The organism is Olsenella profusa DSM 13989 (assembly GCF_030811115.1).
Taxonomy (GTDB): domain Bacteria; phylum Actinomycetota; class Coriobacteriia; order Coriobacteriales; family Atopobiaceae; genus Olsenella_F; species Olsenella_F profusa.
Window position 1 is genome coordinate 483,508 of record NZ_JAUSQK010000001.1, and the last position, 25,149, is coordinate 508,656.

Consider the following 25,149-nt stretch of genomic DNA (forward strand, 5'->3'; position numbering starts at 1 on the left):
CAGCCATGTCGTCCTCTACGTCCGCACGAGATGCCCCGAGAGCGCATAGTGCGTCTCGTCAAAGAAGTCACCCGCGAAGTCGCCCACCAGCTTGCGCAGCGTGACGTCGGCGAGGATGGCGGTGGGGCGGGCCGCACGGACCGCCGCCGCGACGTCACCCTCCTCGCGCAGATGCAGGTCGCCATCGCGGCGGGCCTCGTCCGGCTGCATGAAGAAGCTCGCCACGATGACGTCCGAGGCGCCGCGAGCGAGCAGCCGCGTTCGGATGGCATGGGCCGCCACCTGCTGGTGGACCACCAGCACGCGATGGCCCGCCCACGCGATGCGGGGGATGAGGGCATCCGCCAGCGGATAGTCGACGTCATAGGGCGTGCCGAAGCGGCGCTGGAGCCACTGGGCCGCCTTGAGCCCCGCGGGTGACACGACGAGGTTGCGCTCGGCCGCACCGGCCGTGCGCAGCTCGTCGAGGGTGGCGCCCATGCCAAAGACGGTGACGCGCCGCCAGCCATCAAGACGCAGCCGCCGCTCGAGGGCCGCGGCGCCATCGTGATCAGAGACGTCGAGCGGCGTGGCGCCCCAGACGCCGATGCGACCCTCCTCCGTCACGGGTCGCTCGGGGGCTCCTTCGACAAACCTGGTGAGGAGCACCAGGTAGGCAGCCTCTGCACCTCGGTCATAGAGGTCCATGCCATTGGTCTTGAGGGCGATGGCCGGAAGGCCGCAGCGCCGTTCGGCCAGGTGACAGAGCGCGGTGAGGTCCGTTCCTATCACCGCCGGTACCGGCGTGCCCACGAGCGCAACGAAGCGGCCACCCAGCTGCCGGTGCGCCAGCTCGAGCTTCTGCACCAACAGGTCATCGCGACCAAGGATGGCATCCATGTCCCGCAGGCCCGCGCTGAAGATGGCGTCCCTCTGGGCAAACCAACGCGGCTCGTCAAAGCCGCAGATGTTGCCCACACAGCCGCCCGCATCCACCACCACCGTGATGCCGCCCATGCCATAGAGCACGGAGGCCGCCCCAGACTGGTCCGGTGCGAAGGGGGTGAGCATCCGGCGCAGGCCGCGCACGCAGTGCCGCGCGTCGAGGGGCCGCAGCGCAGGGGCGGCATCGGGGGCGGGAACGCGACGACAGGCGGCCCGTCCGCGCCGCTCCCCGGCAAGCGAGATGGCCCCATGCACGCCACGGCCCTCGTCCCCATGGGAGAGTAGGTGATCCAGCGCGCCAAAGAGGCCGCTCACCGCCGTGTAGCCAAAGGGCTGCTCGTCGCCGTCCCATGCGAGGTTTGGGCAGGCGGGGTGGTAGTAGCCAGCATCGCGGCCGATGGTGAGCGTGACGCCGGTGCCTGCAGGGTCATAGCCGATCATCGTGGGTTCGAGGTTGGAGTACACGCGCGTCTGGGGCGAGAGGTCCGCAAGATGGCGCAGGTAGACGTACTGCCCTGGCGTGACGGTGCCAAAGACCTCGCGCACGGAGCAGCCCTGGCGCACCAGGGCCAGCGCCAGCTCGAACGGGTTGGCGTTGGAGCCCTCGCCCACCGCGAAGACCTCGCGCGGATGACGCTCGCGGAAGGAGCGCAGGGCACCGCGCGCCCGCGCCTGCCAAGGCCCCTGGTCAAAGCTCACGCCCAGCGCCGTGGCCAGCGCGTCGTACTGGGCATGGATGCGATCCTCCTCGTAGAGGCGTGTGAGCTCGATCCAGGGGATCCCCAGGCGGCGCTCGAGGTCCTGCGCGGCAGGGGCGGCCTCTGGATCGAGCACGAGGTTGAAGTTGGCCTCGGCCATGCCCTGGAAGCCGGCGAAGTCCGCTGCCGTCGAGACCTCGCGCACGTGGCGCAGGCCAGCCTGGGCGAGCAGCGCCTTGAGGTCGGACCCCTCCTCGATGGGCGCGAAGTGTCCCAGCAGGTTGCAGGCGCGCGCGTCCCTCTCGGCGGGCTCCAGCAGGGAGTAGAGCGACTGGCGCACGCTGACCATGGGCGGCCTTGTGCCCTCGCGCGTGAGGGCGTACATATAGCAGGGACGCACGGGAACGCCCGCCTCGTCCTGCGCCGCATGGCACACGCGCTCCATGTCGGTGCCGAGCAGGGCGTCCACGCAGGTGACGCAGACCATCACGACCGAGGGCACCGTGGGCAGGCTCTCGCACAGCGCCCGTACCGCCTGGGGGATGCGCCTGAGGTGACGGGACGTGATGAGGTCGGTCTCACTCATCTCGAGATAGAAGAAGCGGTTCTCATAGCCCGGTAGCTCGGAGACGGAACTGGTGTTGCGGCCGCAGCACCCCGGCGACACGACGAGCATGACCGAGCCGGGAATGGCGAGGCCCGCGCGCTTGACGCCAAAGCCCTCCGCCCCCGGAGAGTTGAAGGCCAGGGCGGCCGGCGAGCTGTAGATGAGGTGCCTGCCGGAGACGAAGTCGTCGGGGATGTCGTCGCGCCCGCGCGCCCAGAGCTCGGAGACGGTGTAGGAGACGGGGGTGACGCTCATGGCGTGCCCTCCCCTGCGAGGAGGCGTTGGGCAAGGTCGAGGAAGGTGCGGGAGATGGGCAGCGCGGGGTTGCCTTCGATGACCGTCCTGCCCTCGTCCTCACAGCGGTTGATGTCGTCCGATCGTGGGATGTCGCCCACGATCGCCAGGCCATGGGCATCCGCGAAGGCCTTGACCTTCCCGTACTCGTCCGGCACGTTGCGGCGGTTGAGGATGAGGCCCGCCACCCGCGCATAGCCGCGGTCCTCGAAGTTGCGCACGGCCGCGTTGATGTTGCCCGCCGCGTACAGCGCCATCCTCTCGCCACTGGTGACGATGAGGACCTTCTCGGCATAGCCCTCGCGGATGGGCGCGGCAAAGCCGCCGCACACCACGTCGCCCAGCACGTCGTAGAGTACGACGTCAGGCTCACAGGTCTCAAGGAGGCGCAGCTCCTCGAGCAGGTTGAACGTGGCGATGATGCCACGGCCGGCACACCCCAGCCCCGGCGTGGGGCCACCCGTCTCGATGCAGAGGACGTCCCCAAAGCCCCGGCTCGAGACGTCCTCGATGGACGTGGGCTCCTCGTCCTCGTCGCGCAGATGGTCCATCACCGGGCGCAGGGGTTGGCCGCCCAGGAGGTTGATGGTGGAGTCGGCCTTGGGGTCGCAGCCGATCTGCACGACACGCCTGCCCAGGGTCGAAAGCGCGGCCGCCAGGTTGCTCGTTATCGTGGACTTGCCGATGCCGCCCTTGCCGTAGATGGCGACCTTTAGCATGACCCGTCACGCGCCAGGCGCGATGGACGCAGCCTCTCTTCCATAGCCGTCCCCTCCGGTCAGCCACCAGATCCCCATCCGGTGCCCTTCCACTCAGGTCTCGTCTCGAATGCCCATCATTATGCGCCGCCAATGTGGCTGACTCAAGGCGGGCTCCCGCCAACGGCACCAATGCCCTGCGGGACGCGGACGCCTGCAGCGCTGTGTCGTTCAGGCTACGATGGACAGAGCGCAACGACCCACGGAACCGCGCCGGAAAGGTGCCACATGCCCCCACAAGCTGACACGCCCCTCATCCTCATCGCAGAGGACGATGCCGACATCAGCACCATCATGACCCGCTACCTGGACAACCATGGCCTCTCCTGCATGCAGGCGTTCTCGGGTACCGAGGCCGTCATGGACCTCGACCGCAGCGCGTTCGACCTCCTCATCTGTGACCTCATGCTGCCCGGCATGACGGGCGAGCAGGTCATCGCCAACGCGCGCGAGCACATCCCCGACATTCCCGTCATCGTGGTCTCCGCACGCGCGACCGTGGAGGACCGCGTGGGGCTCCTGCGCCTGGGCGCCGATGACTACCTGGTGAAGCCCTTCGACCTCGAGGAGCTCGAGCTGAGGGTGCGGGCGCTGCTCAGACGCAGCCGGAGGCAGGGATCCGCGGGGGGCCGGCCTCAGGAGGGCGACGGCGATGTCCTCCGCGTTGGCGCATGGGCGCTTGACGTCGCCTCGCGCGTGCTGACGGCGGCAGACCAGCACATCGAGCTCACCAGGACCGAGTTCGGCATCTGCGAGCTGCTCGCACGCCATCCGCGACGCGCCTACTCCAAGCGCGAGATCTTCGAGCGCGTGTGGCACGAGGACTTCGCCCCCGACGACAACGCGGTGACGGTGCACGTCTCCAACCTCCGCAAGAAGCTGCGTCCCACCGGGACCGACGGCTACATCAAGACCGTATGGGGCATCGGCTTCAAGCTCGACGCACCCACTCTTTAGGCTTTCCTTAGACCTGCTTTGTGGTTTGCCAAGCCTTGGGGCATATCGTAGGCGGCGTAGGCTGGACACGACGACAGGGGAGGAAGGCATGGACGCACTCGAGACGCGCGCGCTCACCAAGCTGTATGGCTCCACGAGGGCCGTGGATGCGCTCGACATGCACGTACCGCGAGGCAGCATCTACGGCTTTGTGGGCAAGAACGGCTCCGGCAAGTCGACGACCATGAAGCTGGCATCGGGACTCGTGACGCCCACGTCGGGAGAGGTGCTGCTCTTTGGCAGGCGCCGGACGCCCGACATACCCATCGGCACGCTCATCGAGATGCCGGGGATCATCGGTGGCCTCTCGGCCCTGGACAACCTCATGACGAAGGCCACGGCACTCGGCATCGTGCGCGCCAAGGCGCAGTGCCAGGGCCTGCTCGCCCTCGTGGGGCTTACCGAGGTGGCCAAGCGACACGTGAAGGGGTTCTCGCTGGGCATGAAGCAGCGACTCGGCATCGCCCTGGCCCTCATCGGCGCGCCCGACCTCCTGCTTCTCGATGAGCCCCTCAATGGCCTCGACCCCGAGGCGGCACGCTCGACGCGCGAGATGCTGCGAGGGCTCGCGGCCAACCACAGCATGACGATCGTCATCAGCTCGCACGTCATCGACCAGCTCAATCGCGTTGTCGACCGCTTCGGCGTCATCAGCCGGGGCCGCATCGTGAGCGAGTTCACCGATGCGGAGATGCGCGCAGCCTGCGGAGATTCCATTCACCTCCGCACGACCAACCCCCCGAGGACCGTGGCCGTACTCGAACGGGAGCTCCCCAACGTGCACCTCTCGCTTGGGGGCACCGATGCGATCTCGCTCACGGCCACGTCATCCGGTGGGCTGCCTACCACCGAGGAGGTGGCGCGCATCCTGCACGCCAACGGTCTCATCCCCCTTGAGATAGGCATGCACAGCCGCGACATAGAGGACTACTTCGTCGAGCTCATGGAGAAGGGAGAGACTCATGTTTAGCCTCATCGCATCGGACGTGCGTCGGGGTCGCCGGATGTGGTGCTGGATGCTCGTAACCTACGTGGCCCTCGTTGCCATCATTGCCGCAAGCGTGCTCTATCTGGTTGGTAACGCCGCGGGACACGGCACCGACACCGCAGGCACGACCGACACAGACACGGGCATCAAGATCAGCGCGAGCCAGAATGGTGAGGGCGAGAGCGCCGAGGCGGCGAGTCAGGAAGCCCAATCCGCGTTTGCCACCACGTTCATGGAGGCAGATGGCGGACCCGGTCAGTCGTTGGAACTGTCGGCCATCGCAAACCCCTTCAGCGTATTGCTTGTCCTCTCGCTCTTCCTCTCGGTCTTCGTTTCGGAGGACTTCTCGACGGGATTCATACGGGGGCTCCTGCCCGCCGGCATAAGCCGTCGGCGCTACTATGTCGGCAAGGTGATGACGATGCTGGTGCTCACGCTCGTATGGACGCTCCTCTTCCTGGCGCTCTTCTGGGCATCCATGCGTCTAGCGGGCTTTGGGTTCCAGGCCGAGGATCCGGGCAGGCTCATGGCCTGGATCGTCCTCTCCTGGCTGCTGACGTTCCTCTACGTGCTGCTCTGCTGCGTGGCGACCTGGTTCTTCCAGTCAAGGCTCGCAGGGGTCATCACTGCCTGCGTTGTGGCGGGCGGCATTGCCAGCAGCCTGGTCTCCACCCTGGGTGGCCTGCTTCGCTCGGAGGCCTTCGATGCCATCGTACAGTGGCTTCCGCACCAGTCCGCCATGCTGCTCGGCTCGGGCGGTGTCACCCGGCTGTTCCAGAGCTCCCTCGAGGGCGTCACGCTCGCTCCATTGGCCCACGTGAGCGTGACGGTCGCGGTAGGCATCGCGATGCTGCTGGCAGTGACGCTTCTCGTGGTGCCCCATCGCGACATACACTAGCCGTGATGGTCCCGGCAGGGATAGGGGGATCGTGATCCTTGCAGTCGTCATAGGCGTCGCGCTGGGGGCGACGCTCGCCGCCCTGGCATACGAGCGGGAGTTGGGCCACATGGCCCGACTCCTGCGTTCGCGCGACGAACGGAGCAACAACCGGCTGACGGTGCACGGCCCCAGCCCTACGGCACGACGGCTCGCCGAGGACATGAACGACAAGCTCGACGTCCTGCAGCATGAGCGCGTCGAGGCGCAGCGGCGCGAGCATGCCTTCAGACGTGACCTGGCCAGCCTCTCTCATGACATTCGCACGCCGCTTGCCGGCGCAAAGGGATACCTGCAGCTTGCGGGCGACGAGGCGAACGAGGTGTCACGGGGACGTGACGTCGATGCGGCCATGAGGAGCATCGATGGCACGCGCGCCCTGCTCGACCAGCTGTTCTCGTACACCAAGGCGAGCGACCCCGACCTAAGGCTGGAGCTGGAACCCATCGGGTTGGCCCCGATGGCGGCCGAGGTGCTCATGGCGCATTACCCCGAGTTCGAACGGCGCGGCTGGGAGCCGATCGTGCTGCTCGAGGAGGATGGCGCGGGCGTCACGCGCGTGCTCGCGGATGCCACCTCGCTGAGGCGCGTCTTTGACAACCTGACGGCCAACGCGCTGCGACACGGAAGTGGTGCCCCCACCATCACGCAGGACGGACCGACCATCACCTTCTCGAACCCCATCCCCGATGACGCAGACATCGATCCCGCCAGGCTCTTCGGACGCTTCTATCGCGCTGATGGCGCACGGGGTGGCAGGGGGTCGGGACTCGGCCTCTCGATTGCCGCGGCACTCGTCCAGGCCATGGGCGGCAAGATCGATGCGCACCTCGATGACGCAGCGGACGGCAGGAAGGCACTCGCCATACGGGTGCGCCTCACGACGGCCTAGGGTCGCCCCGCCGTCCCCCTACTCTGCCACGTCCTCCCTCGCGTTGTAGTCGCCCACGGGTGCGATGGCCTTCATGGCCTCGAGCACGCTCTCAAGCAGGTCGTTGAGGTCCAGGTCGTTGAGCTCGGCGCCACGGCGGATGACGTCGCGGTCGCACCCTGCGGCAAAGCGCCTGTCCTTGAACTTCTTTTTGAGCGACCTGAGCGGCATGTCACGCACGGAGCCAGACGGCCTCATGCGCGCCGCCGCCTGGATGAGGCCCGAGAGCTCGTCCACGGCAAAGAGGACCCTCTCCATCTTGGCCTCGGGCGCAGGCAGGTCGGGGTTGTTGTCAGAGTTGTGCGTCTGGATGGCATGGGCCAGCGCGGGGCTGGCACCAGCCTCCTCGAGCAGCTCGGCCGCTTTCACGGTGTGCTGCGCCCCGTCTGGCCACCGCTCCCAGTCGAGGTCGTGGAGCAGGCCCACCTGGCTCCAGAACTCCACGTTCTGGGGGTCATACTGCTCGGCGTAGTGGCGCATGAGGCCCTCGAGCGTGAGCCCGTGCTGGATGTGGAACTCGTCCCCGTTGTACCGCTCGAGCAGCTCGAGTGCCGCGTCACGCGTGAGGCCGCTCTCGAGCCTGGTGGTCGCGGGCGCCGCAGCGTCCGCGGAGGCCCCCGTGGCGCAGCTGGCCGCCAGTTCGTCCACGCTGGCAAAGCCGGCACCCAAGGCGCCCCCCACCTGCGCCTCGATGTCGGCCCTGGTGACGGCCTCGGGCTTCATCTGCGGGAAGAGCAGGACGTCGCGGATGGAGGGCTGGTCGCAGAAGAGCATGACCATGCGATCGATGCCATAGCCGATGCCGCCGACGGGAGGCATGCCGTACTCCAGCGCCCGCACGTAGTCGTAGTCGTAGCCCATGGCCTCGTCGTCGCCCAGGCCCTTGGCGGCAACCTGCGCGGCAAAGCGTGCGGCCTGGTCGACGGGGTCGTTCAGCTCGGAGAAGGCGTTCGCGTACTCATGGCCGCAGATCACGAGTTCGAAGCGGTCGGTGAGGCGTGGGTCCTCCTCCTTGCGCTTGGCAAGCGGGCTCACCTCCTCGGGGTAGTCGCACACAAAGGTGGGGTTCACGAGCGTGGGCTCCCCCAGCCCGTCATAGAGCTCGAAGAGGAGCTTGCCGGCGCCCCAACCCTCCTGCCACTCGATGTCGTGCGCCACGCAGAGCTCGCGCAGGTGTTCGACGGGCGTGTCCATGTCCACGCGCTCGTCCACGGCCGCAGAGGCGACCTCCGAGAGCGAGCGCGACGCCCAGGTGCCGCTCATGTCCACCCGCTGGCCCTGGTACTCGATGACCTCGTGATCCTCCGCGCACCCGCAGACCTCGCGCGCGATGGCCTTGAACAGCCCCTCGCTGAGCTTCTTCATGCCCTCGAGGTCGGAGTAGGCGCAGTAGGCCTCCATGCTCGTGAACTCGGGGTTGTGCATGAGGTCCATGCCCTCGTTGCGAAACTGGCGGCCGATCTCGAACACGCGCTCCATGCCGCCCACGATGAGGCGCTTGAGCGGTAGCTCGGTGGCGATGCGCAGGTAGAAGTCACGGTCGAGCGCATTGAAGTGCGTCACGAAGGGCTTGGCGTTGGCGCCGCCCAGGATGGCATGCATCATGGGGGTCTCGACCTCCATGTAGCCGTCAGCCTCCATGTGGCGACGGATGGTCGAGACGATCTGGCTGCGCCTGCGGAAGGTGTCCCGCACCTCGGGGTTCATGATGAGGTCGATGTAGCGCTGCCGGTAGCGCAGCTCGCGGTCGGCCAGGCCATGGAACTTCTCGGGCAGGGGCCGCACGCTCTTTGAGAGCAGGCGCACCCGCCCCGGCGAGACGGACAGCTGGCCACGCCTGGTGCGCAGGATGGTGCCCGTCGCTTCGATGATATCGCCCAGGTCCACCTGGGACAGGAGCTCCCAATCCGCCTGTGGCAGGTCATTCACGCGACAGAAGAGCTGGATCTGCCCCGAGACGTCCTCCAGCACGACGAAGGTCACCTTGCCCTGCTTGCGCAGGGCCCTCACCCGGCCGGCCACGCTGTAGGAGTCCTCAGTGCTCACCCCATCCTCGAGTCCGGCATACCGCTCCTCGAGCTCGGTGGCATGAGCGGTGACCGTGCTCCTGATGGGGTAGGGATTCACGCCCGCGTCGATGAGCGCCTGACGCTTGGCACGGCGTACGGCGCGCTCGTCGTTGATGTTCACCTCGGGGGCACCTACGATCTTGCTCTGGGTCATTGGACTCTCCTCCAGCCGGATCTCCCGGCAAAAGAGCGCCCCACATCCACGAGGACACGGGGCGCATACGTACGATCCTGCGATCGGGCAGCGAACCTAGCGGTTGATCCTCTTGACGGTAAGGCTGCGGGTCTTGCCCGAGGGGGTCTCGAAGGAGACCGTATCGCCTGCCACATGACCGATGAGCGCTGCGCCAAGGGGCGACTCGTTGGAGATCTTGTTCTGCAGCGAGTCGGTGTGGGTGGTGCCCGCCAGCGTATAGGTCTGCGCTGTGCCCTTCTCGTCCACGAGCTCCACGGTGGAGCCGATGGCAATGGACTTGGCACCACGACGGTTCTCGACCACCTTTGCCGTGGCGAGAAGGTGACGAATCTCGTTGATGCGGGCCTCGTTCTGGGACTGGGCCTCCTTGGCCGCATCGTACTCCGCGTTCTCGGAGAGGTCGCCGAAGCCACGTGCCTCCTGGAGCTGGGCAATGATCTCGCTGCGCTTGTCGCCCTCAAGCAGGGCGAGCTCGTCCTCGAGCTGCTTGCGGTCTTCCGGGGTAAGCGTGACTTCCTGTGTATCCATGCTGTGCTTTCTCTATGGTGACGTTACCTACGAACCGTGCGCGCGGAGGCGCTGGCCTCTAGCTCTCGTGGGCGAGCCGGGCGCCGCACTTGCTGCAGAACTCGGCGTCGGCTGCGTTCTTGGCACCGCACTTGGCGCAGAAGACGACCGCATCCGCGGGGGCCTCAGTGGGGGTGGCATCCGTCTCGGTGGCCGCCTCCTCCTCGACGGTGTCCGTCACGTCCTTGGACGTGGGCTCGCCGCCCTCGTTCACGCCGTCCATGCCCTCGCGGATGTTCTTGACGGTCTTACCCAGCGACTTGCCCAGCTTGGGCAGGTTCTTGGGACCAAAGATGATCAAGATTATGACCACGATGATGATGAGCTCGGCGGGCCCCATTCCCAGAATCATTGACATCCTCCATGCATGGCATGTGGGGCATACCCCACCCGTTTGTGCAGTTTCGCAGCAGCCAGTATAGCCGAGGGCCGTTAGCCTCCACAATCTATAATAGGAATTTCGACAGTATCTAGACAATGGGTGCCACACCCAACGGCCCCACACGAGGAACGCATGGCCCAGACTTCGCGCATCATCATCGTCCGGGACTTTAACACTTAGCCACTAGATTCAGAGCTCACATATGCCGGGAATTTCCAGTTCTGCCTGGGGATTCCCGGCTTTCCTATGCTCAGGTTGTGGTACTATATATTGTGGTATCTGGTAGCAGTTGCATGTAGATAGGTGATGGTCATGAAAGTCCAGGTGACGAGGACCAAGACAGCCGAGACCTTCTACATAGCCAAGACCTACCGTGACAGGGAGACGGGCAAGCCCACCTCCAAGATCGCGAGAAGGCTGGGGACCAGGTCCGAGCTCGAGGAGATGCTTCCTCCAGGCACAGATGTGATGAGCTGGGCCAAAGAAGAGGCCAAGAGGATGACCCTCGAGGAGCGCGAGCTCACCCGCAAGGTCACGGTGTCGTATGACCCCACAAGGCAGATAGGGGCAGGCGCGCGGCATACGTTCAACTGCGGCTACCTCTTCCTGCAGGACATCTACTCCGCACTCGGCCTGCCCGAGATCTGCCGAGACATCGCCTCACGCAGCAAGGCGGACTACGACCTCGACTCGGTCCTGTCCAGGCTCGTGTACGGACGCATCCTCGAGCCCTCGTCCAAGCGGGCGACCCATGAGTTCTCCCAGGAGCTGATGGAGGGGCCCGCCTTCGATAGCCACCACATCTACCGGGCGCTCTCCGTACTCGCCGAGAACTCTGGGCTCATACAGAGGAGAGCCTTCGAGCGGAGCAAGGCCCTGGCGAGAAGGCGCTGCCAGACGCTCTTCTACGACTGCACGAACTACTACTTCGAGATCACAGAGGAAGACGGCTTCAGAAGGTACGGCCCCTCCAAGGAGCACCGGCCCAACCCGATCGTGGGCATGGGGCTCATGATGGACAAAGACGGGCTTCCCGTGGCCTTCGACCTCTACCCAGGCAACGAGTCCGAGCAGCCCACCCTCATCCCTCTGGAAGAGAGGCTCGAAGGCGAGTTCGGCCTCTCGAAGCTCGTCGTCTGCACGGACGCCGGTCTCTCGAGCGCCGCCAACCGCGCCCACAACAGCAGGGGCAGCCTCCAGTTCGTCACCACGGTCTCCCTCAGGGGCCAGAGGAAGGAGGTCAGGGACTGGGTGCGCGGCCCCAAGGGCTGGTCGTGCGCAGGCGAGGCGGGCACGTTCGACCTCGACCAGGTCCGGAAGGCGGCAGACGACCCCCTCACGCCCGAGAAGACGCGCCGGGCCCTCTTCGCCAGGACCTTCTACAAGACGATGTGGACGTCCCTGAAGGACCCTGCGACCGGCGAGGAGCTGGGGCAGAACCTGATCGTCACCTTCTCCCTCAGGTACCGCGCCTACCAGAGCTCCATCAGGAAGGCGCAGGTGGAGCGGGCGCGCAGGGCCTGCGAGGACGGGACGGCCAAGAGGCACCGCAAGGGGCCCAAGGACCCCATGCGCTTCGTCTCCTCCACCCCCGTGACCGAGGAGGGCGAGGTCGCCGAGGAGCGCATCCTCTCCGTCGACGACGGGAAGGTCGAGGAGGAAGCCTCCTGGGACGGCCTCTACGGCCTGGCTACCTCGCTCGACGACGAGGATGTCCTGGGCATCGTAAAGGTTGCCGCCGGACGCTGGCAGGTCGAGGAGTGCTTTCGCATCATGAAGGGCGAGTTCAGGGCCCGTCCCGTCTTCCTCTCGCGCAGGGACCGCATCGAGGCCCACTTCCTCACCTGCTTCCTGGCGCTTCTCATCTACCGGATCCTCGAGAAGAGGCTCGGGTGCCTCTGGACCTGTCCTGAGATCGCAGACACCCTGAGGAACATGCGCATGGAAGAGGTCAAGGGCGAGGGATACCGCCCCCTCTACGTGCGCACAGAGATAACCGATGCCCTGCATGAGGCCTTCGGATTCCGCACCGACTTCGAGATCGTGCCGCAGAGCCAGATGAGGAGGATCTTGAAGAAGACCCACCAGAAGGCGTCCATTACCACAAGGAAGAGGGCCGGCAGAGACAGCAGATAGCTATCTCTACCAGCCCTTATGTGCGAGTTATGTAGGGTTAAGTGTCAAAGACGGGAGTATAGCCGAGGGCCGTTAGCCCCCACAATCTATAATAGGAATTTCGACAGTATCTAGACAATGGGTGCCACACCCAACGGCCCCACACGAGGAACGCATGGCCCAGACTTCGCGCATCATCATCGTCATCTGCATCCTGATGGCCCTTGACGCGGCCGCCTACCTCGCCGGCGCGCTCATCCTCCACAGGCGCGGGGTCAAGCTGCGGCGCAGCAGGTTTGGCCTGGCGCTCGTCTTTGACGGCGAGGATGCCGACGGCGACGAGCTGCGCATGCTCAACGTGAACGGCACCTACCAGAGCATCTGCTACACCCAGGAGGGCCGCCACTTCGACCTCGTGTGCCTCTACCACCAGTACTTTGCCGAGGTCATCGCCATCGCACGGGAGACGCTGGGCGCCTGCTACCCGGCGGACGCGCTCGTGCTGGGCGGCGGCGGGTTCTCGTTTCCCACGTGGCTCGTGGCACACCAGCCCCAGGCCACCGTCGATGTCGTGGAGATAGATCCCAGGGTCATCAGGCTGGCACGCCAGTACTTCTATCTCGACGAGCTGGAGGCGCGCACGCATGCCGAGCGCGACGGGCGCCTACGCGTCATCTGCGACGACGGCTGGGAGGTGCTGCGCCGCGGCGCGAGCCGCTGGGACCTCATCGTGAACGACGCGTTCGGGGCCAAGCGGCCGCTGGGGGCGCTCACCGGGGCACAGGGCGCGCGCGTCGTGCGCGACCACCTCTCAGACCAGGGCATCTACCTGGCAAACGTGATGGGTGCACTCGAGGGCGGGAAGGCGCGGGCGCTTCGCGAGACGGTGGACGCCTACACGCGGGCCTTCTCGCACGTCTACCTCCTTCCCGAGAAGCCCGAGGGGCCGCGGCGCCCCGGCGTCAACGCCCTGGTGGCAACCGATCTGGAGCTGCCCATATCCCACCGCTACCGGCTGCGCGCCTCGAGCGACCTCCCCAGGCTCAGCGCGGCAAACAGCTGATTGGCACGATGGGCGTAGAGCCTGCGCGCATGGGCGAGGCGCGCCTGCATGCTGGCCGCATCAAGCAGCTCCGGCGCCTCCGTGACGGCAATCACCGCCGAGACCCCCGCAATCGACACGTTCGGCTCGGCCACGCCCACGAGCGCCACGCAGGGGACCCCTCGGCGCTGGCACGCCGCAGCCACGCCCGAGACCACCTTGCCATGGCTCGTCTGCGCATCCAGCCTGCCCTCGCCCGTTATGCAGAGGCTCGCCCCCCGCAGGCGGCGACCAAACGCCACCAGATCGAGCACGCGGTCTATGCCGCCCTGTGCGCGGGCGCCCAGAAACGTCACACAGGCGAGACCCAGGCCGCCGGCGGCCCCGGACCCCGGGGCACCGGCATCCACGCCCATGCGGAACGTGGAGCGGAGCACCTCGGCATAGCGCGCCATCCCCCGTTCGAGCTCCTCGACCTGCTGCGGCGTCGCCCCCTTCTGCGGGGCGAAGACGCGTGTGGCACCAAGCTCGCCTACCAGGGGGTTATCGACATCGCACATCACGGTGAAGTGGGCGCCCGCGACGTAGCGGCGCAACAGGCCGACATCGATGGCCCGCACATGGGCAAGGTCGGCGCCGCTGCCCATGAGCTCGCTGCCGTGCTCGTCCAAAAAGCGTGCGCCCAGCGCGCGCATGCAGCCCATGCCGCCGTCGTTGGTGGCCGAGCCGCCCACCGCAAGGGAGACGTCCGTGCATCCCTGCATCAGGGCGTCCGAGATGAGCTCGCCCGTCCCGTAGGTCGACGCGCGCAGGGGATTGCGCTCGTCCGGGCCAAGCAGCGTCAGGCCCGATGCCGCGGCCATCTCGATGATGGCACGACCGGATCCCAGAAGGCCGTAGCGCGCCTCCACGGGACGCCCCAGAGGGTCATGCACGCGCACCGAGCGCATCTCGCCGCCCATGGCCGCCACGACGGCGTCCACCGTCCCCTCGCCGCCATCGGCCATGGGCACGCACGCGCACGTGGCGTTGGGGAAGTGGGCATGCGCCGCCGCTTCGAGGAGTCCTTCCGCCTCAGCGGAGGACAGCGTCCCCTTGAAGGAGTCGGAGGCAAGGACAAAGTGGAACTGCGGGGACAGGTCATCCATGGCGCTTCCCTTTCACGCGGCTGCTTCCCTCCCATGATAGGACGGTCGCACGGGCAGGACCGGCCACGGCGCTGCGCCTAGCGGGGCAGCACGATGCAGTCGTAGCGCACGACCTTGCCCGAGAGCGAGTGGCTCGGCGTCCTTCCCGCAAGCGGAGGGCCCTTGAGCGGTCGCTTGACGACCACCTTGCGTGGGTGGGCGGCAAGCGCGGCGTCGAGCAACGCTCCCTCGTCCACGGCAGGGCGCTCCAGCAGCCGGAGCATCTGCAGCTTCTTCCTGGTTGAGGCATCCTTGCGGCGGGCAGGGAACATGGGGTCGAGAAAGACCACGTCGAGCGACGGCCCAGCGGCCATCTCGCGCAGGCCGCGGGCGCCGTCGCCAACGACCAACCGCATGCGCCCCACCACCTCGGCAAGCCCCGGCCGTCTCCGGGCGCGGGCGAGCCCGTCCGCCAGCAGCGCGGCGATCACGGCATCGTGCTCGAAGAGCGTGACCTCAAAGCCCGCGGCGGCAAGGAGCAGCGCGTCCTCCCCCAACCCAGCGGTGGCATCCACGGCGCGCGGTGTGGCTGCGCCCCCGCGCACGCGGGCGGCACGCACCAACAGCTCGCGCGAGAGCCGGTGGGGCTGCAGGCGTGGGAGCATCCGCGAGAAGTCCGCCCGCAGCTCCATGGCTTTGCCCGACAGCGTCAGCCCCTCCGGCCGCTCCACAAGCTTCAACCCCTCTGGCAGTGTGCCGCACATGCCTCACCTCGCGTCTCGCGCATCTCGTTTATGCTGGGTTTTCTCCGCTTCTCCCCTGGTTGTGCTGGGTTTCTTCCTGGCTGTGCTAGGTTTTTCAGCCGTTTTTGTCTCCTGTGCTGACTCTAGTCATCACGGGAGACATTTTGGGCGAGAAAACTCAGCACAGCCGAGGGACAAGGAAGGGACGGGAGCAAGGACGGAGAGGGGGCAGGACGGCTAGTCGCGCTCCTCCACGGCCGGACCAGGCTGGATGGCAGCAATGCCCTCCTCGCCCGTACGGATGCGCACGGCACGATCCACTCGATAGGCGAAGATCTTGCCATCGCCGACCTCTCCGGTACGCGCCGCCTCGCAAATGGCCCGGACGGCCCTGTCTGCCCACTCCTCGTCGCTCACCACGATCTCGAGCTTGACCTTGGGCAGCATGTTCATGCTCACGCTCGTGCCACGCACCCTGCGCTTGTAGCCCATCTGGGTGCCACAGCCCATCACCTGGCTCACCGTGAGGCCACGCACCCCGATTCCCATGAGGGCATCCTTGGCATCTTCCAGGCATTCCTCGCGAACGATCGCCTCTACCTTGACCATCAAGATCACCCCTAGTCGTCAAGCCCGTTGAAGGAAGGATACGCACGCTCTCCCTGCTGCGAAAGGTCCAGGCCAACGCGCTCCTCGCGGGCGCTCACGCGCAAGCCACCGCAGACGAGCCTCGTGAGTCCAACGCAGACGAGCGTGCCCATGATGGCAAGGGCGATGGTGACCAGCATGGCCACGAGCTGTGCGCCAAGCAGGTGCGCGTCACCAAAGACCGAGCCATCAACATGCAGCGCAGGATTGACGTCCCGGCTGGCGAAGAGGCCGGTGGCGATGCCACCCCACATACCACCGACGCCATGGCACCCAAAGGCGTCGAGAGCATCATCATAGCCAAGCGTGGGCTTGATGGCCGAGACGGCAAGGTAGCAGATGGGGCTCGCTAGGCCACCGATGAGAAACGCCGCCCACACCGGAACGAAGCCGCACCCCGGCGTGATGGCCACCAGACCGATCACGAGGCCCGTGCAGGCACCCACGAGCGTGGGCCTGCCGTCCGTTGCCACATCCATGAGCATCCAGGTGAGCTCTGCGGACGCCGCGCTGATGGCCATGGTCGCAAAGGCATGCACCGCCAGGCCGCTCGCGGAGAGCGCGCTGCCCGCATTGAAGCCAAACCAGCCAAAGAGCAGGAGCGCCGCACCGACGGCAACGAGTGGGATATTATGCACGCGGTAGTTGACCTGCTCGTACCCCTGGCGCCTGCCCAAGATGACGCAGAGGACGAGGGCGCTCACGCCCGAACTGATGTGCACCACGTTGCCACCGGCAAAGTCGATCGAGCCCAGCGCGGCAAGGATGCCACCGGCGCCCCACACCATGTGGGCTATGGGGTAGTAGACCACGATGGTCCACAGGACGATGAAGGCGAGCAGCGCCTTGAGCCGCATGCGCCCCGCAATGGCGCCCGTGATGAGGGCGGGCGTGATGATGGCGAACATCATCTGGAAGAGGGCGTACGCCAAGAAGGGAATCGTCGGCGCGTAGCTCGAGGCGTCCACCCCCACCCCCGAGAGGCCCAGAAAGTCAAGGCCTCCGATGACGCCGCTATGGTCTGCCCCAAAGGCAAGCGAGAAGCCAAACAACGCCCACATCACCACCTCCACGCCGATGATGCAGAACGAGGCCATGATATTGTTCGATACGTTCTTGCGTCGACCGAGGCCACCGTAGAAGAGGGCGAGCCCTGGGGTCATGAGGAGCACGAGCGCTGCACAGACCAGCACGAATCCCGTGTCGCTTGCAACCATGATCGCTCCTTTCGCCTGGGCATGCCCTCACGTGACATGCGGGTTGCGCCAGAGAGCGTCGATGCTCGTTGCCACGCGGAGGCCATGCCAGCCGTCAATGGACGAGTATCAGCATGGGACGCGGGCATTGCCTGGGAGTGACCGTTCGGTTGCGCCAACGTGGCACAGGCGTTACCCAAGGGCTTCCGGGTGGTATTGGGAACGCTACGAGAGCGTAACGCGGTCGTTTCGACCGCTGGCGCACAGGCCTAGCGAATGATCCCCGACGTCAGCAGCCTGCGCACCTCGAGGAGGTCGCGACACACGAAGGAGGCGGCCGAGAGCATCTCGTCGTCAGGGGCGACCAGGTCGGGCACGAGCACGGTCACAAAGCCACCGGCAGCCCCTGCGAGCACGCCGTTCTTGCTGTCCTCAAGCACGAGGGACGAAGCGGGAGCCACACCCAACCTACGGGCCGCCTCGAGGAACACGTCGGGCGCAGACTTGCCGCGCACGACCTCCTCGCCCGAGAGCACCACGTCAAAACAGGCATCCATGCCAGCCGCGGCAAGCTGCCGCTCGATCATGGGCCTCGCGCTCGACGAGGCGACGGCGCGAGGCACGCCCCGCTCGCGCAGATGGTCAAGGAGCTCGATGAGGCCCGCCTTCTTGGGGGCGCCGTCCCTGCACACCTCGAGCATGTGGGCGCAGACGCGCTCCCAGAGCGCGGCCTGGTCAATCGTCCTCGCGCCAAAGTGACGGTCGAGCACCTCCTGGCGGGCGGCAGGGCCAGCACCACGCATCTCATCGGGCAGCCCTGGGGGCATGTTGGCCCTGCCAAGGGCACAAAGGGCAGGCTCCCAGCTGCATGTCCACAAGGGCTCCGTGTCCAGCATAAGGCCGTCCATGTCAAAGAGTGCCGCCTGCGGCATGATCCACCCCTCCGTCCTACGGCGTACCCTCATTCTATCCGGTGGCGCACCACATCCGTGGAAGGCCGTCGGGGCACGGTCGGCTATCGATCTATCCCATAGCCAGATAGCTGATTTCCCTAGGGGCGCTGGACTTGACGCCACCGCTGCCTCGCCCATACGCTACAGGGACTACGGACATCATGCTGGCACTGCTATACTCTGCACTTCCACATGACGCACATCGCACAACAGTCAGGAGCACTCCTTGATATCGTTACGGCATATCATCAAAATCTATGAGGGGGGTACGGACGAACACGCCCTGGGCGATGTCTCCCTCGACATACCCGATGGCGACGTCTTTGGCATCATCGGCATCAGCGGAGCCGGCAAGTCCACGCTCGTGCGCTGCATCAACCTGCTCGAGCGGCCCACCAGTGGCAGCGTCATCGTGGACGGCACGGACGTCACGAACCTCTCGGGGGCGGCGCTGCGCAGCTATCGTCGACGCGTCGCCATGATCTTCCAGGGCTTTGGCCTGCTCGCACAGAAGACGGCCCTGGAGAACGTGTGCTTTCCCTTCAGGGCGAGTACGGGCCATGTGACCAAGGAGAACCGCGAGCGTGCGCGAGCGCTGCTCGACGAGGTGGGGCTGGCAGACAAGGCCGGCTCCTATCCCGCCCAGCTCTCCGGTGGCCAGCAGCAGCGCGTGGCCATCGCCCGCGCACTCGCCTGCGAGCCCGAGTACATCCTCTGCGACGAGGCCACGAGCGCGCTCGACCCCGCGAGCACGGCGTCGGTGCTCTCACTGCTCACGAGGATCAATGCCGAGACCGGCGTCACCATCGTGATCATCACGCACTCCATGGACGTGGTGCGCCAGGCGTGCAGGCACGTGGCCGTGCTCTCCCACGGGCGCCTCGAGGAGCAGGGCACGGTGGACGAGGTGTTCGCCCATCCGCAGAGCGAGACGGCAAAGGCGCTGCTCGGGAGGGTGAGCTGGGATGACTGACACGACCGCTTCGTTCCTGTCGCAGTACGGGACGCTCCTGGGGCAGGGCACGCTCGACACGCTCGCCATGCTCCTCCTCTCCACGGCGCTCGCGTACGTGATCGGCCTTGCGCTCGGCGTCGTCCTCTACGTGACGGCGCCCGGTGGCCTGCGCCCCCGACGCATGCTCAACGCCGTGCTGGGGTGGGTCATCAACATGGCACGCTCCATCCCGTTCATCATCCTCATCGTCTCCGTCATCCCAGTGACCAAGGCGATTGCCGGCACCACCGTGGGCGTGCGGGGCGTCATCTTCCCCCTCGTGCTCTCCTCTGCCCCGTTCGTGGCGCGCATGGTGGAGCAGTCCCTGGCCGAGGTCCCACACGACTCCATCGAGGCCGCCGAGGCCTGTGGGGCATCGCTGCCGCGCATCGTGCTCTCGGCGCTGCTGCCCGAGGCCATGCCCTCCATCGTGCGTGGCGTGGCCGTCACGCTCATCTCGGTGCTGGGCTACACCGCCATCGCCGGGGCCGTGGGTGCCGGCGGCCTGGGCGACATCGCCATCCGCTATGGCTACTACCGCTACCAGGACCAGATGATGGTCGTCACCATCGTGCTCCTCATCGTGCTCGTGCAGCTCATCCAGAGCACCTGCAACCTCATCGCCAAGCGAATCGACCATCGCTGACAAGCCACCCGAAGAGAAGGAAAGGAACCGACCATGTCCCAGATCACCAGGAGAGACTTCGTCACCACCGTCGCCGGCAGCGCGGGGGCCCTGCTCTTTGGCAGCGTGCTCACGGGCTGCGGCAGCTCTGGCGGCACCAGTCCCTCGTCCTCCGGCGACACCAAGACCCTCACCGTTGCCGCGTCGCCCACGCCGCACGCCGAGATCCTCAACGGCTTCGCGGCCCCCAAGCTGAAAGATCAGGGCATCGACCTCACGGTCAAGGAGTACACCGACTACATCATCCCCAACCAGGTGACCAGCTCCGGCGAGGTGGACGCCAACTACTTCCAGCACATCAACTATCTCAACAACTACAATGCCGAGAACGGCACCGACCTCGTGGGCGTCGCCGCCATCCACTACGAACCGTTCGGCATCTATGCCGGCACGGCCAGGGACCTTACCGCCATCGCCGACGGTGCCCAGATCGCCGTTCCCAACGATGCCACCAACGAGGGTCGCGCACTGCTGCTGCTCCAGCAAGAGGGCATCATCACGCTGAGTGACCCCGACAGCTACGAGGCCACGGCCAACGACATCGCCGGGAACCCCCACGGCATCAAGCTCGTGGAGGTGGAGGCGGCCGCCGTCCCACGCCAGCTGCAGGATGTTGACTTCGCCGTCATCAACGGCAACTATGCCATCGAGGCGGGCATGCACGTGGCCGACGCCCTCGCCGTGGAGTCCGCGGAGGGCGTGGCCGTGCAGCAGTACGCCAACTACATCGTGACGACACCTGCCAACCAGAACGACGAGCGCGTGAAGGCCCTCGTGGACGTGCTGAGGTCCGACGACTTCAGGCAGTACCTCTCCGACACCTATGGCAAGGACGTCCTCCCCGCCGACTAACAGATCCGATGGGTGAGTCGTTCGCAGTCCTGCCGCTTCCCCTTGCGAGTCGTTCGCACATGCGAGCGACTCGCTTGTTCTTTCTGCGCAGGTAGATGAGTTAATGTCTTCTCAACTTCTGCTGGGGGGCCTGATAATTTGCATATGACTCACATGGAGGCGCCGCGAAATTGCATACGACTCGAACGGAGCGCTCGAGCGGGACGGGCGCGCTGCTAGTGGTGGCGGACGCTCTGGGCGATCTGGTCCGAGACGGATGCGCCGGTTCGTCGGTCCTCGCCCCAGAAGCAGCAGGACACCATGCCTGCCCCCACATGGCAGCCGATGGTGGGCCCAATAGTCGAGATCATGGTGATGGCCGTGTCATCCGACCTGTGGATGATGTCGGCCATACGCTCGGCATCCTTGGGGCAGTCCGCATTGCCGATGGCGACCACCGACGAGAACAGATCGGTGTTGTGGTTCTTCTCATAGAACGAGGCCATCTTCTTGAGGCCCTTCTTGCGTCCACGTGCAATGCCGATCACGCTGAGGGCACCATCCAGGTCGAACGTGAGCAACGGTTTGACGTCGAGCGCACCGCCCACCACGGCCACGCTCTTGGGGACACGCCCGCCACGGTGCAGCGCATCGAGGTCATCCACCATGAAGATGGTCTGCACGAAGTAGCGCGCCTCCTTGGCCCAGGCCACCATCTCCTCGGCCGTCAGCCCCTTGTCGCGCTGGCGCAGGGCCTCTACCACCAGCAGGTACTGGGACGTCGAGCCGATCTTGGTGTCGACGATATGGATGGGAAGGTCGGGCCTGCCCAGCTCCTCCCTCACGCGGGCGAGCGCCGTGCAGGCACCCTCATAGCACCCGGATATCCCACTGGAGAGCGTGAGGTACACGGTGGGCATGTCCAGCTTGGCGCACTCCCGAAACGCGCTCTCGAACTCAAGTTGCGAGGGTTGCGACGTCATGAGCGATGCGCCATGTCGGATGGCCTCGTAGAACTCGTGGGGGGTGCGCGAGACGAAGAGGTCATCCACGCCGCTCATCCCCTCGTCCGCAGCTCCCTCGCGGGCGGCATACGTGAAGTGCAGCATGCCCAGGTCGGCATCGTCCACCATCTGTTGGCTGAAGTCGCAGGGTGAGTCGGTCATGAGGTGAAACTGGGGTGTCTGCATGGGTCTGCTCCTTTCAGGCTGTACCTCCCATTGTACGGGAGGAGCGGCCGTGCACCCGCGATGTCACGACACCCGAGCCACGTTTCGTATAGGGGTGTACGGGCACACCACGTTCCCCAGCCGGCTCCCGAAGGATGGGCGGTGCCTCGTCGACGCGCGCGCCGCCTCCGCCACGTCGACGGAGGGCAGCCGGTAGCTTGACGCAGGGAAAGGCACTCCCCCAGAGCAGGCAGTGCGCCACGTTGAGCGCAAGCACACCCCAGGCGGCCGTAAAGACGCGGGGAACCCCCGGCTTGCTCGTCGTCTCGCTGACCACTGACGCCCTCGCCCCTCTGGCCACCTTCCCGCTCGTGCGAGAGCGACCCTAGCACAGGAGGGGGCTCTCACCCACCTCTACGGGCGCCTCACCGAAAGCTGGGAGGTCCGGACCCATCGGCACATGTCAGAGGTGCATACTGCCAGCAGAGGGTTCGTGCGATGGGAGAGGTCATGGCTGTCCTTACCAGACCGTTCGGTGCCACAGAAAGCGGAAGGGCCGTGTGCCTGCATATGCTTTCCATCGCCTCAGGCATGAGCGTGAGCATCTGCGAGGTCGGCGCGGCCATCCAATCGGTCGTCGTTCCCGATGGCAGGGGCAACTTCGTGGACGTGGCCCTGGGCTACGACGGTGCGCCGGGCTACCTGCACAACGGCGCCTGCATCGGGGCCATCCTGGGCCGCAACGCCAACCGCATCGCGGGGGCACGCTTCGAGCTTGGGGGGACCACCCATCGCCTTGCCGCAAACGATGGCCCCAACAACCTGCACTCGGGACCGCACCCCTGGCACGAGCGCCTCTGGCAGGTGGGGGAGGTCCCCCACGACACGCCGGATGGCGCGAGCGTGACGCTCGAGCTCGTGAGCCGGGCGGGCGACCAGGGCTTCCCCGGCGCGGCGGACGTCCGCGCAACCTACACGCTCCACGACGACCAGCGCCTTGAGCTCACCATCGAGGCCAGCGCCACGGAGGCCACCATCATCAACAGCACGAGCCACGCCTACTGGAACCTCAACGGCCACGCCTCCGGTACCGCCATGGCCCACACCCTCCAGCTGGAGAGCGCGGCCTACACGCCCGTGGACGCCGCCCTCATCCCCACGGGGGAGGTCGCGCCCGTGGCGGGCACGCCCTACGACTTCAGGAGCGGCCATGCGCTGGGGGACATCCTCCAGAGGCTGCCCCAGGGGCTGGACACCAACTTCGTGCTCAGCAACGCGGAATGCGTGGAGCGTGCCGCCACGCTGGTGGGCAACGAGACGGGCGTCCGCATGACGCTCTCCTGCGACGCGCCCGGCCTACAAGTGTACACGGCGGGCGGCCTCGACGCGCGCGGCAAGGCCGGCGCGCACTACGGCAACGGGGCAGGCATCGCCCTCGAGGCGCAGTTCTACCCCGACGCCATCCACCACGCCGCCTTCCCCCAGCCCATCTATGCACCGGGCCACCCCTTCCTCAGGCGCGTGACGTTCGCCTTCGATGCGCCCGGTCGGTAGCCCCTCACCAACGATATCCGGGCGTTTCCAGGGAGCGGTGGTACGCCTCCCGCGCATGGTCGTGCTGGCGCTCGAGGGCCCTCCGCTCATGTACTAGTTCATCGCGCCGTTCGTCGCAACGCAGTGCTGCCTCATGCTGTGCGGCATTCAACTCGTCCAAGACATAGGCAGCCTGACGAACCATGCAAGGCATAGCCTCACGCACCTCATCCACGAGCTGCCCACCCTGGCCCAGGCGGTACAGGAGCTCATCCACCGCCTCCCCAAAGCGACATTCCTGGATACGCAGTGCGTCTTCGCGCTCCTCTATCTCTATACAACGCGAACGATAGGCGCGAGCAGCGGCATCCTCCGCCTCTCGCCCCTCCTACAAGCCCACGTCATTTGCCTGTCATCGCCTCCCCAACGTCATCCTTTGATGAGGCGACACTCTCTCTTGAGTGGACCGTAATACCTTGTACCATGCACCTTAGGCTACCATCAGTGCAGGAGAGGGATATGACCCTGTCCCAGGCCGAGATCCGTTCCAGCATCGAGGCGGCTGACGCCCGGGCAACCGCGCTTGAAGGCTCCGTCGGTTCACTTGGTAGCGTTTCCTTGCAGAGCATCTCGGATGTGAGCGCGGGAATTCCTGGGAGCTCCCTGCACGACAGCGCTGCCACTACCCTGGAGACAGGCCTACGTACCTGGACGGATCTCATCAACTCCGACTATCCCGATGCAGACCAGCAGTACATCGACTGGTTGTGACTCAGGATCATGTCACAGACGGACTACAGTGGTGCTAAGTGGGAGATTACTGCCGATAGAGTATCGGGCATCGGAGATGATGGACAACTCGTCAGTGGCGATGCCTTTGTCACGCAAGTGCTGGGCATCGATCCCGACGAGTGGGCAAGGCTGAAGCTCGCGATTGCCATGCAACACGCCTCTTGTGATGGCAATACTAAAGAGCGAGTCCCCGTTTTGGAACGGTGTCGTTCTGACTGGTAATCAAACTCATTTCGCGCAAGAGGCCCGCCGTGTGGCCACAAACCGGCCCCTAGCGGGCGCATGCACGCCTGGAGGCCAAGGGACAAAGGGCCAGAGCGTCACTCGACCCCCAGCAGCCTGTCGGCCAGCGCGGCACGGGCGTAGGCGCTCGTGCTCATGCCGGCGCTCTTGGCCCTCTGCTCGACCGCGCGCTTCATGCCGACCGGTACCTTGACCGAGATCGTGGCCGTGCCCTCGGACGAGAGCGGTGGGCGGCCGTACACGACCCTCCCGACGCTGCGCTCGCCCTCCGGGAACTCGCCCTTCTCGTAGGCGTCGCACCAGCGGCCAATCATCCCCTCGGTTATCTCCTGACCGTTCGCCGCGACCCACTTCCTCTCGCTCATCGTGACCTCCTCTCAGCGGCCTCAATCTCCCTCGCGAACTTCCCCTGCACTGGCGCCATGGCGTGTATCACGAGCCAACCAGAGACCGTCTCGACCGCTATCAGCTCCACGTCCCTCCCATCATCCAGCCATCCGACCAGAAGCCATCTGGGGGGCTCCTGCGGGCTCTCGCGCATGATGCACTTCGCCACTGACCCCCACGCCTGGAGAACCTCCCCCCGGCTGAGGTGCTTCAGGGCGTTCGGGTGAATCTCCGGCTCCATCGCACCCCTTTCGTCATACCGAAAGTATACCACTTTAGACAGATTAAAATCGGTTTTGGAGCGATGTCATTCTGACTGGTAATCAAACTCGGGACTTTAACAC

Annotated in this window: 25 protein-coding genes; 12 read left to right on the forward strand and 13 right to left on the reverse strand. The window is 66.0% G+C overall.

Annotated features, from left to right (window positions below):
• Positions 1-15: 15 nt before the first annotated feature.
• Both J2S71_RS02220 and J2S71_RS02225 read right to left on the reverse strand, forming a co-directional pair.
• Positions 16-2,484: a nitrogenase component 1 gene (locus J2S71_RS02220; RefSeq protein WP_307388507.1), complete on the reverse strand. Its 2,469-nt coding sequence runs from the start codon at positions 2,482-2,484 to the stop codon at positions 16-18.
• A complete protein-coding gene (locus tag J2S71_RS02225; RefSeq protein WP_021727094.1) occupies positions 2,481-3,242 on the reverse strand; it encodes a nucleotide-binding protein in 762 nt (253 codons plus the stop codon). Before J2S71_RS02225 ends, J2S71_RS02220 begins: the two co-directional genes overlap by 4 nt.
• Positions 3,243-3,509: 267 nt before the next feature.
• Between J2S71_RS02225 and J2S71_RS02230 the strand changes: the two genes are divergently transcribed.
• The 4 genes from J2S71_RS02230 to J2S71_RS02245 all read left to right on the forward strand — a co-directional run bounded on the left by J2S71_RS02230 (position 3,510) and on the right by J2S71_RS02245 (position 7,094).
• Positions 3,510-4,238 (forward strand): response regulator transcription factor, encoded by a 729-nt coding sequence (locus J2S71_RS02230; RefSeq protein WP_021727120.1) that lies wholly within the window; start codon positions 3,510-3,512, stop codon positions 4,236-4,238.
• Between the two features lie 88 nt (positions 4,239-4,326).
• Complete coding sequence (locus J2S71_RS02235) at positions 4,327-5,247, forward strand: ATP-binding cassette domain-containing protein (RefSeq protein ID WP_021727104.1); 921 nt, start codon at positions 4,327-4,329, stop codon at positions 5,245-5,247.
• Positions 5,240-6,163, forward strand: coding sequence for an ABC transporter permease (locus J2S71_RS02240; RefSeq protein ID WP_021727079.1), 924 nt, complete (start codon positions 5,240-5,242; stop codon positions 6,161-6,163). The genes J2S71_RS02235 and J2S71_RS02240 overlap by 8 nt, the downstream gene beginning before the upstream one ends.
• 31 nt (positions 6,164-6,194) lie before the next feature.
• Positions 6,195-7,094, forward strand: coding sequence for a sensor histidine kinase (locus J2S71_RS02245; RefSeq protein WP_021727118.1), 900 nt, complete (start codon positions 6,195-6,197; stop codon positions 7,092-7,094).
• A gap of 18 nt (positions 7,095-7,112) precedes the next feature.
• Here the strand turns inward: J2S71_RS02245 and lysS are convergent, their stop codons facing one another.
• The 3 genes from lysS to tatA all read right to left on the reverse strand — a co-directional run bounded on the left by lysS (position 7,113) and on the right by tatA (position 10,317).
• Positions 7,113-9,356, reverse strand: a complete 2,244-nt coding sequence (lysS, locus tag J2S71_RS02250; RefSeq protein WP_307388510.1) for a lysine--tRNA ligase — start codon at positions 9,354-9,356, stop codon at positions 7,113-7,115.
• Between the two features lie 96 nt (positions 9,357-9,452).
• A complete protein-coding gene (greA, locus tag J2S71_RS02255) occupies positions 9,453-9,926 on the reverse strand; it encodes a transcription elongation factor GreA (RefSeq protein ID WP_021727084.1) in 474 nt (157 codons plus the stop codon).
• Positions 9,927-9,984: 58 nt separating this feature from the next.
• Entirely contained in the window at positions 9,985-10,317 is a 333-nt protein-coding gene (tatA, locus tag J2S71_RS02260) for a twin-arginine translocase TatA/TatE family subunit (protein ID WP_021727144.1), read from the reverse strand.
• A 342-nt stretch (positions 10,318-10,659) separates the two neighbouring features.
• Between tatA and J2S71_RS02265 the strand changes: the two genes are divergently transcribed.
• Positions 10,660-12,483 (forward strand): IS1634 family transposase, encoded by a 1,824-nt coding sequence (locus J2S71_RS02265; protein ID WP_307388512.1) that lies wholly within the window; start codon positions 10,660-10,662, stop codon positions 12,481-12,483.
• A gap of 154 nt (positions 12,484-12,637) precedes the next feature.
• Positions 12,638-13,525 (forward strand): spermidine synthase, encoded by an 888-nt coding sequence (locus J2S71_RS02270; RefSeq protein ID WP_307388514.1) that lies wholly within the window; start codon positions 12,638-12,640, stop codon positions 13,523-13,525.
• Here J2S71_RS02270 and J2S71_RS02275 read toward each other — a convergent pair.
• The 5 genes from J2S71_RS02275 to J2S71_RS02295 all read right to left on the reverse strand — a co-directional run bounded on the left by J2S71_RS02275 (position 13,471) and on the right by J2S71_RS02295 (position 18,150).
• A complete protein-coding gene (locus J2S71_RS02275) occupies positions 13,471-14,652 on the reverse strand; it encodes a glycerate kinase family protein (RefSeq protein WP_307388516.1) in 1,182 nt (393 codons plus the stop codon). The genes J2S71_RS02270 and J2S71_RS02275 overlap by 55 nt on opposite strands.
• 77 nt (positions 14,653-14,729) lie before the next feature.
• Positions 14,730-15,395, reverse strand: coding sequence for a class I SAM-dependent methyltransferase (locus J2S71_RS02280; protein ID WP_307388518.1), 666 nt, complete (start codon positions 15,393-15,395; stop codon positions 14,730-14,732).
• Positions 15,396-15,611: 216 nt separating this feature from the next.
• Positions 15,612-15,983, reverse strand: coding sequence for a P-II family nitrogen regulator (locus J2S71_RS02285; RefSeq protein ID WP_021727051.1), 372 nt, complete (start codon positions 15,981-15,983; stop codon positions 15,612-15,614).
• Positions 15,984-15,994: 11 nt separating this feature from the next.
• Positions 15,995-17,239: an ammonium transporter gene (locus J2S71_RS02290; RefSeq protein WP_021727160.1), complete on the reverse strand. Its 1,245-nt coding sequence runs from the start codon at positions 17,237-17,239 to the stop codon at positions 15,995-15,997.
• Positions 17,240-17,487: 248 nt separating this feature from the next.
• Positions 17,488-18,150 carry an HAD family hydrolase gene (locus J2S71_RS02295; RefSeq protein WP_307388520.1) on the reverse strand — a complete coding sequence of 221 codons (663 nt, stop codon included), beginning with the start codon at positions 18,148-18,150 and terminating at the stop codon, positions 17,488-17,490.
• A gap of 247 nt (positions 18,151-18,397) precedes the next feature.
• Here J2S71_RS02295 and J2S71_RS02300 point away from each other — a divergent pair, with 247 nt between their 5' ends.
• The 3 genes from J2S71_RS02300 to J2S71_RS02310 are packed head-to-tail and all read left to right on the forward strand — an operon-like array spanning position 18,398 to position 20,702.
• Positions 18,398-19,144, forward strand: coding sequence for a methionine ABC transporter ATP-binding protein (locus J2S71_RS02300; protein ID WP_021727103.1), 747 nt, complete (start codon positions 18,398-18,400; stop codon positions 19,142-19,144).
• On the forward strand, positions 19,137-19,811 hold the full coding sequence (locus tag J2S71_RS02305; RefSeq protein WP_307388523.1) for a methionine ABC transporter permease: 675 nt from the start codon (positions 19,137-19,139) through the stop codon (positions 19,809-19,811). Before J2S71_RS02300 ends, J2S71_RS02305 begins: the two co-directional genes overlap by 8 nt.
• A gap of 33 nt (positions 19,812-19,844) precedes the next feature.
• Positions 19,845-20,702 (forward strand): MetQ/NlpA family ABC transporter substrate-binding protein, encoded by an 858-nt coding sequence (locus tag J2S71_RS02310; RefSeq protein ID WP_021727121.1) that lies wholly within the window; start codon positions 19,845-19,847, stop codon positions 20,700-20,702.
• A gap of 215 nt (positions 20,703-20,917) precedes the next feature.
• Here J2S71_RS02310 and J2S71_RS02315 read toward each other — a convergent pair whose 3' ends face one another.
• The gene (locus J2S71_RS02315; protein ID WP_021727056.1) at positions 20,918-21,871 is read right to left on the reverse strand and encodes a DegV family protein; all 954 of its coding nucleotides are present in this window, start codon (positions 21,869-21,871) and stop codon (positions 20,918-20,920) included.
• A 489-nt stretch (positions 21,872-22,360) separates the two neighbouring features.
• Here J2S71_RS02315 and J2S71_RS02320 point away from each other — a divergent pair, with 489 nt between their 5' ends.
• The 3 genes from J2S71_RS02320 to J2S71_RS02330 all read left to right on the forward strand — a co-directional run bounded on the left by J2S71_RS02320 (position 22,361) and on the right by J2S71_RS02330 (position 24,397).
• A complete protein-coding gene (locus J2S71_RS02320) occupies positions 22,361-23,404 on the forward strand; it encodes an aldose epimerase family protein (protein WP_040652430.1) in 1,044 nt (347 codons plus the stop codon).
• Positions 23,405-23,902: 498 nt separating this feature from the next.
• The gene (locus tag J2S71_RS02325) at positions 23,903-24,154 is read left to right on the forward strand and encodes a hypothetical protein (protein WP_040652384.1); all 252 of its coding nucleotides are present in this window, start codon (positions 23,903-23,905) and stop codon (positions 24,152-24,154) included.
• Between the two features lie 9 nt (positions 24,155-24,163).
• Positions 24,164-24,397, forward strand: a complete 234-nt coding sequence (locus J2S71_RS02330; RefSeq protein ID WP_198009669.1) for a hypothetical protein — start codon at positions 24,164-24,166, stop codon at positions 24,395-24,397.
• Positions 24,398-24,495: 98 nt separating this feature from the next.
• On the opposite strand, the gene J2S71_RS02335 is transcribed toward J2S71_RS02330, so the two are convergent.
• Positions 24,496-24,783, reverse strand: a complete 288-nt coding sequence (locus J2S71_RS02335; protein ID WP_021727143.1) for a ribbon-helix-helix protein, CopG family — start codon at positions 24,781-24,783, stop codon at positions 24,496-24,498.
• The gene (locus tag J2S71_RS02340) at positions 24,780-25,046 is read right to left on the reverse strand and encodes a hypothetical protein (protein WP_021727154.1); all 267 of its coding nucleotides are present in this window, start codon (positions 25,044-25,046) and stop codon (positions 24,780-24,782) included. The genes J2S71_RS02335 and J2S71_RS02340 overlap by 4 nt, the downstream gene beginning before the upstream one ends.
• Positions 25,047-25,149 lie beyond the last annotated feature (103 nt).

What these genes read in the sequence shown, in the direction of transcription:
- greA (WP_021727084.1), bottom strand. Translation starts at nt 9,926, where the DNA reads ATGGATACACAGGAAGTCACGCTTACCCCGGAAGACCGCAAGCAGCTC.
- J2S71_RS02295 (WP_307388520.1), bottom strand. Translation starts at nt 18,150, where the DNA reads ATGCCGCAGGCGGCACTCTTTGACATGGACGGCCTTATGCTGGACACG.
- J2S71_RS02305 (WP_307388523.1), top strand. Translation starts at nt 19,137, where the DNA reads ATGACTGACACGACCGCTTCGTTCCTGTCGCAGTACGGGACGCTCCTG.
- J2S71_RS02280 (WP_307388518.1), bottom strand. Translation starts at nt 15,395, where the DNA reads ATGTGCGGCACACTGCCAGAGGGGTTGAAGCTTGTGGAGCGGCCGGAG.
- J2S71_RS02235 (WP_021727104.1), top strand. Translation starts at nt 4,327, where the DNA reads ATGGACGCACTCGAGACGCGCGCGCTCACCAAGCTGTATGGCTCCACG.
- J2S71_RS02225 (WP_021727094.1), bottom strand. Translation starts at nt 3,242, where the DNA reads ATGCTAAAGGTCGCCATCTACGGCAAGGGCGGCATCGGCAAGTCCACG.
- lysS (WP_307388510.1), bottom strand. Translation starts at nt 9,356, where the DNA reads ATGACCCAGAGCAAGATCGTAGGTGCCCCCGAGGTGAACATCAACGAC.
- J2S71_RS02220 (WP_307388507.1), bottom strand. Translation starts at nt 2,484, where the DNA reads ATGAGCGTCACCCCCGTCTCCTACACCGTCTCCGAGCTCTGGGCGCGC.
- J2S71_RS02230 (WP_021727120.1), top strand. Translation starts at nt 3,510, where the DNA reads ATGCCCCCACAAGCTGACACGCCCCTCATCCTCATCGCAGAGGACGAT.
- J2S71_RS02290 (WP_021727160.1), bottom strand. Translation starts at nt 17,239, where the DNA reads ATGGTTGCAAGCGACACGGGATTCGTGCTGGTCTGTGCAGCGCTCGTG.
- J2S71_RS02275 (WP_307388516.1), bottom strand. Translation starts at nt 14,652, where the DNA reads ATGGATGACCTGTCCCCGCAGTTCCACTTTGTCCTTGCCTCCGACTCC.
- J2S71_RS02330 (WP_198009669.1), top strand. Translation starts at nt 24,164, where the DNA reads ATGTCACAGACGGACTACAGTGGTGCTAAGTGGGAGATTACTGCCGAT.
- J2S71_RS02265 (WP_307388512.1), top strand. Translation starts at nt 10,660, where the DNA reads ATGAAAGTCCAGGTGACGAGGACCAAGACAGCCGAGACCTTCTACATA.
- J2S71_RS02310 (WP_021727121.1), top strand. Translation starts at nt 19,845, where the DNA reads ATGTCCCAGATCACCAGGAGAGACTTCGTCACCACCGTCGCCGGCAGC.
- J2S71_RS02315 (WP_021727056.1), bottom strand. Translation starts at nt 21,871, where the DNA reads ATGCAGACACCCCAGTTTCACCTCATGACCGACTCACCCTGCGACTTC.
- J2S71_RS02335 (WP_021727143.1), bottom strand. Translation starts at nt 24,783, where the DNA reads ATGAGCGAGAGGAAGTGGGTCGCGGCGAACGGTCAGGAGATAACCGAG.
- J2S71_RS02320 (WP_040652430.1), top strand. Translation starts at nt 22,361, where the DNA reads ATGGCTGTCCTTACCAGACCGTTCGGTGCCACAGAAAGCGGAAGGGCC.
- tatA (WP_021727144.1), bottom strand. Translation starts at nt 10,317, where the DNA reads ATGATTCTGGGAATGGGGCCCGCCGAGCTCATCATCATCGTGGTCATA.
- J2S71_RS02240 (WP_021727079.1), top strand. Translation starts at nt 5,240, where the DNA reads ATGTTTAGCCTCATCGCATCGGACGTGCGTCGGGGTCGCCGGATGTGG.
- J2S71_RS02325 (WP_040652384.1), top strand. Translation starts at nt 23,903, where the DNA reads ATGACCCTGTCCCAGGCCGAGATCCGTTCCAGCATCGAGGCGGCTGAC.
- J2S71_RS02340 (WP_021727154.1), bottom strand. Translation starts at nt 25,046, where the DNA reads ATGGAGCCGGAGATTCACCCGAACGCCCTGAAGCACCTCAGCCGGGGG.
- J2S71_RS02270 (WP_307388514.1), top strand. Translation starts at nt 12,638, where the DNA reads ATGGCCCAGACTTCGCGCATCATCATCGTCATCTGCATCCTGATGGCC.
- J2S71_RS02285 (WP_021727051.1), bottom strand. Translation starts at nt 15,983, where the DNA reads ATGGTCAAGGTAGAGGCGATCGTTCGCGAGGAATGCCTGGAAGATGCC.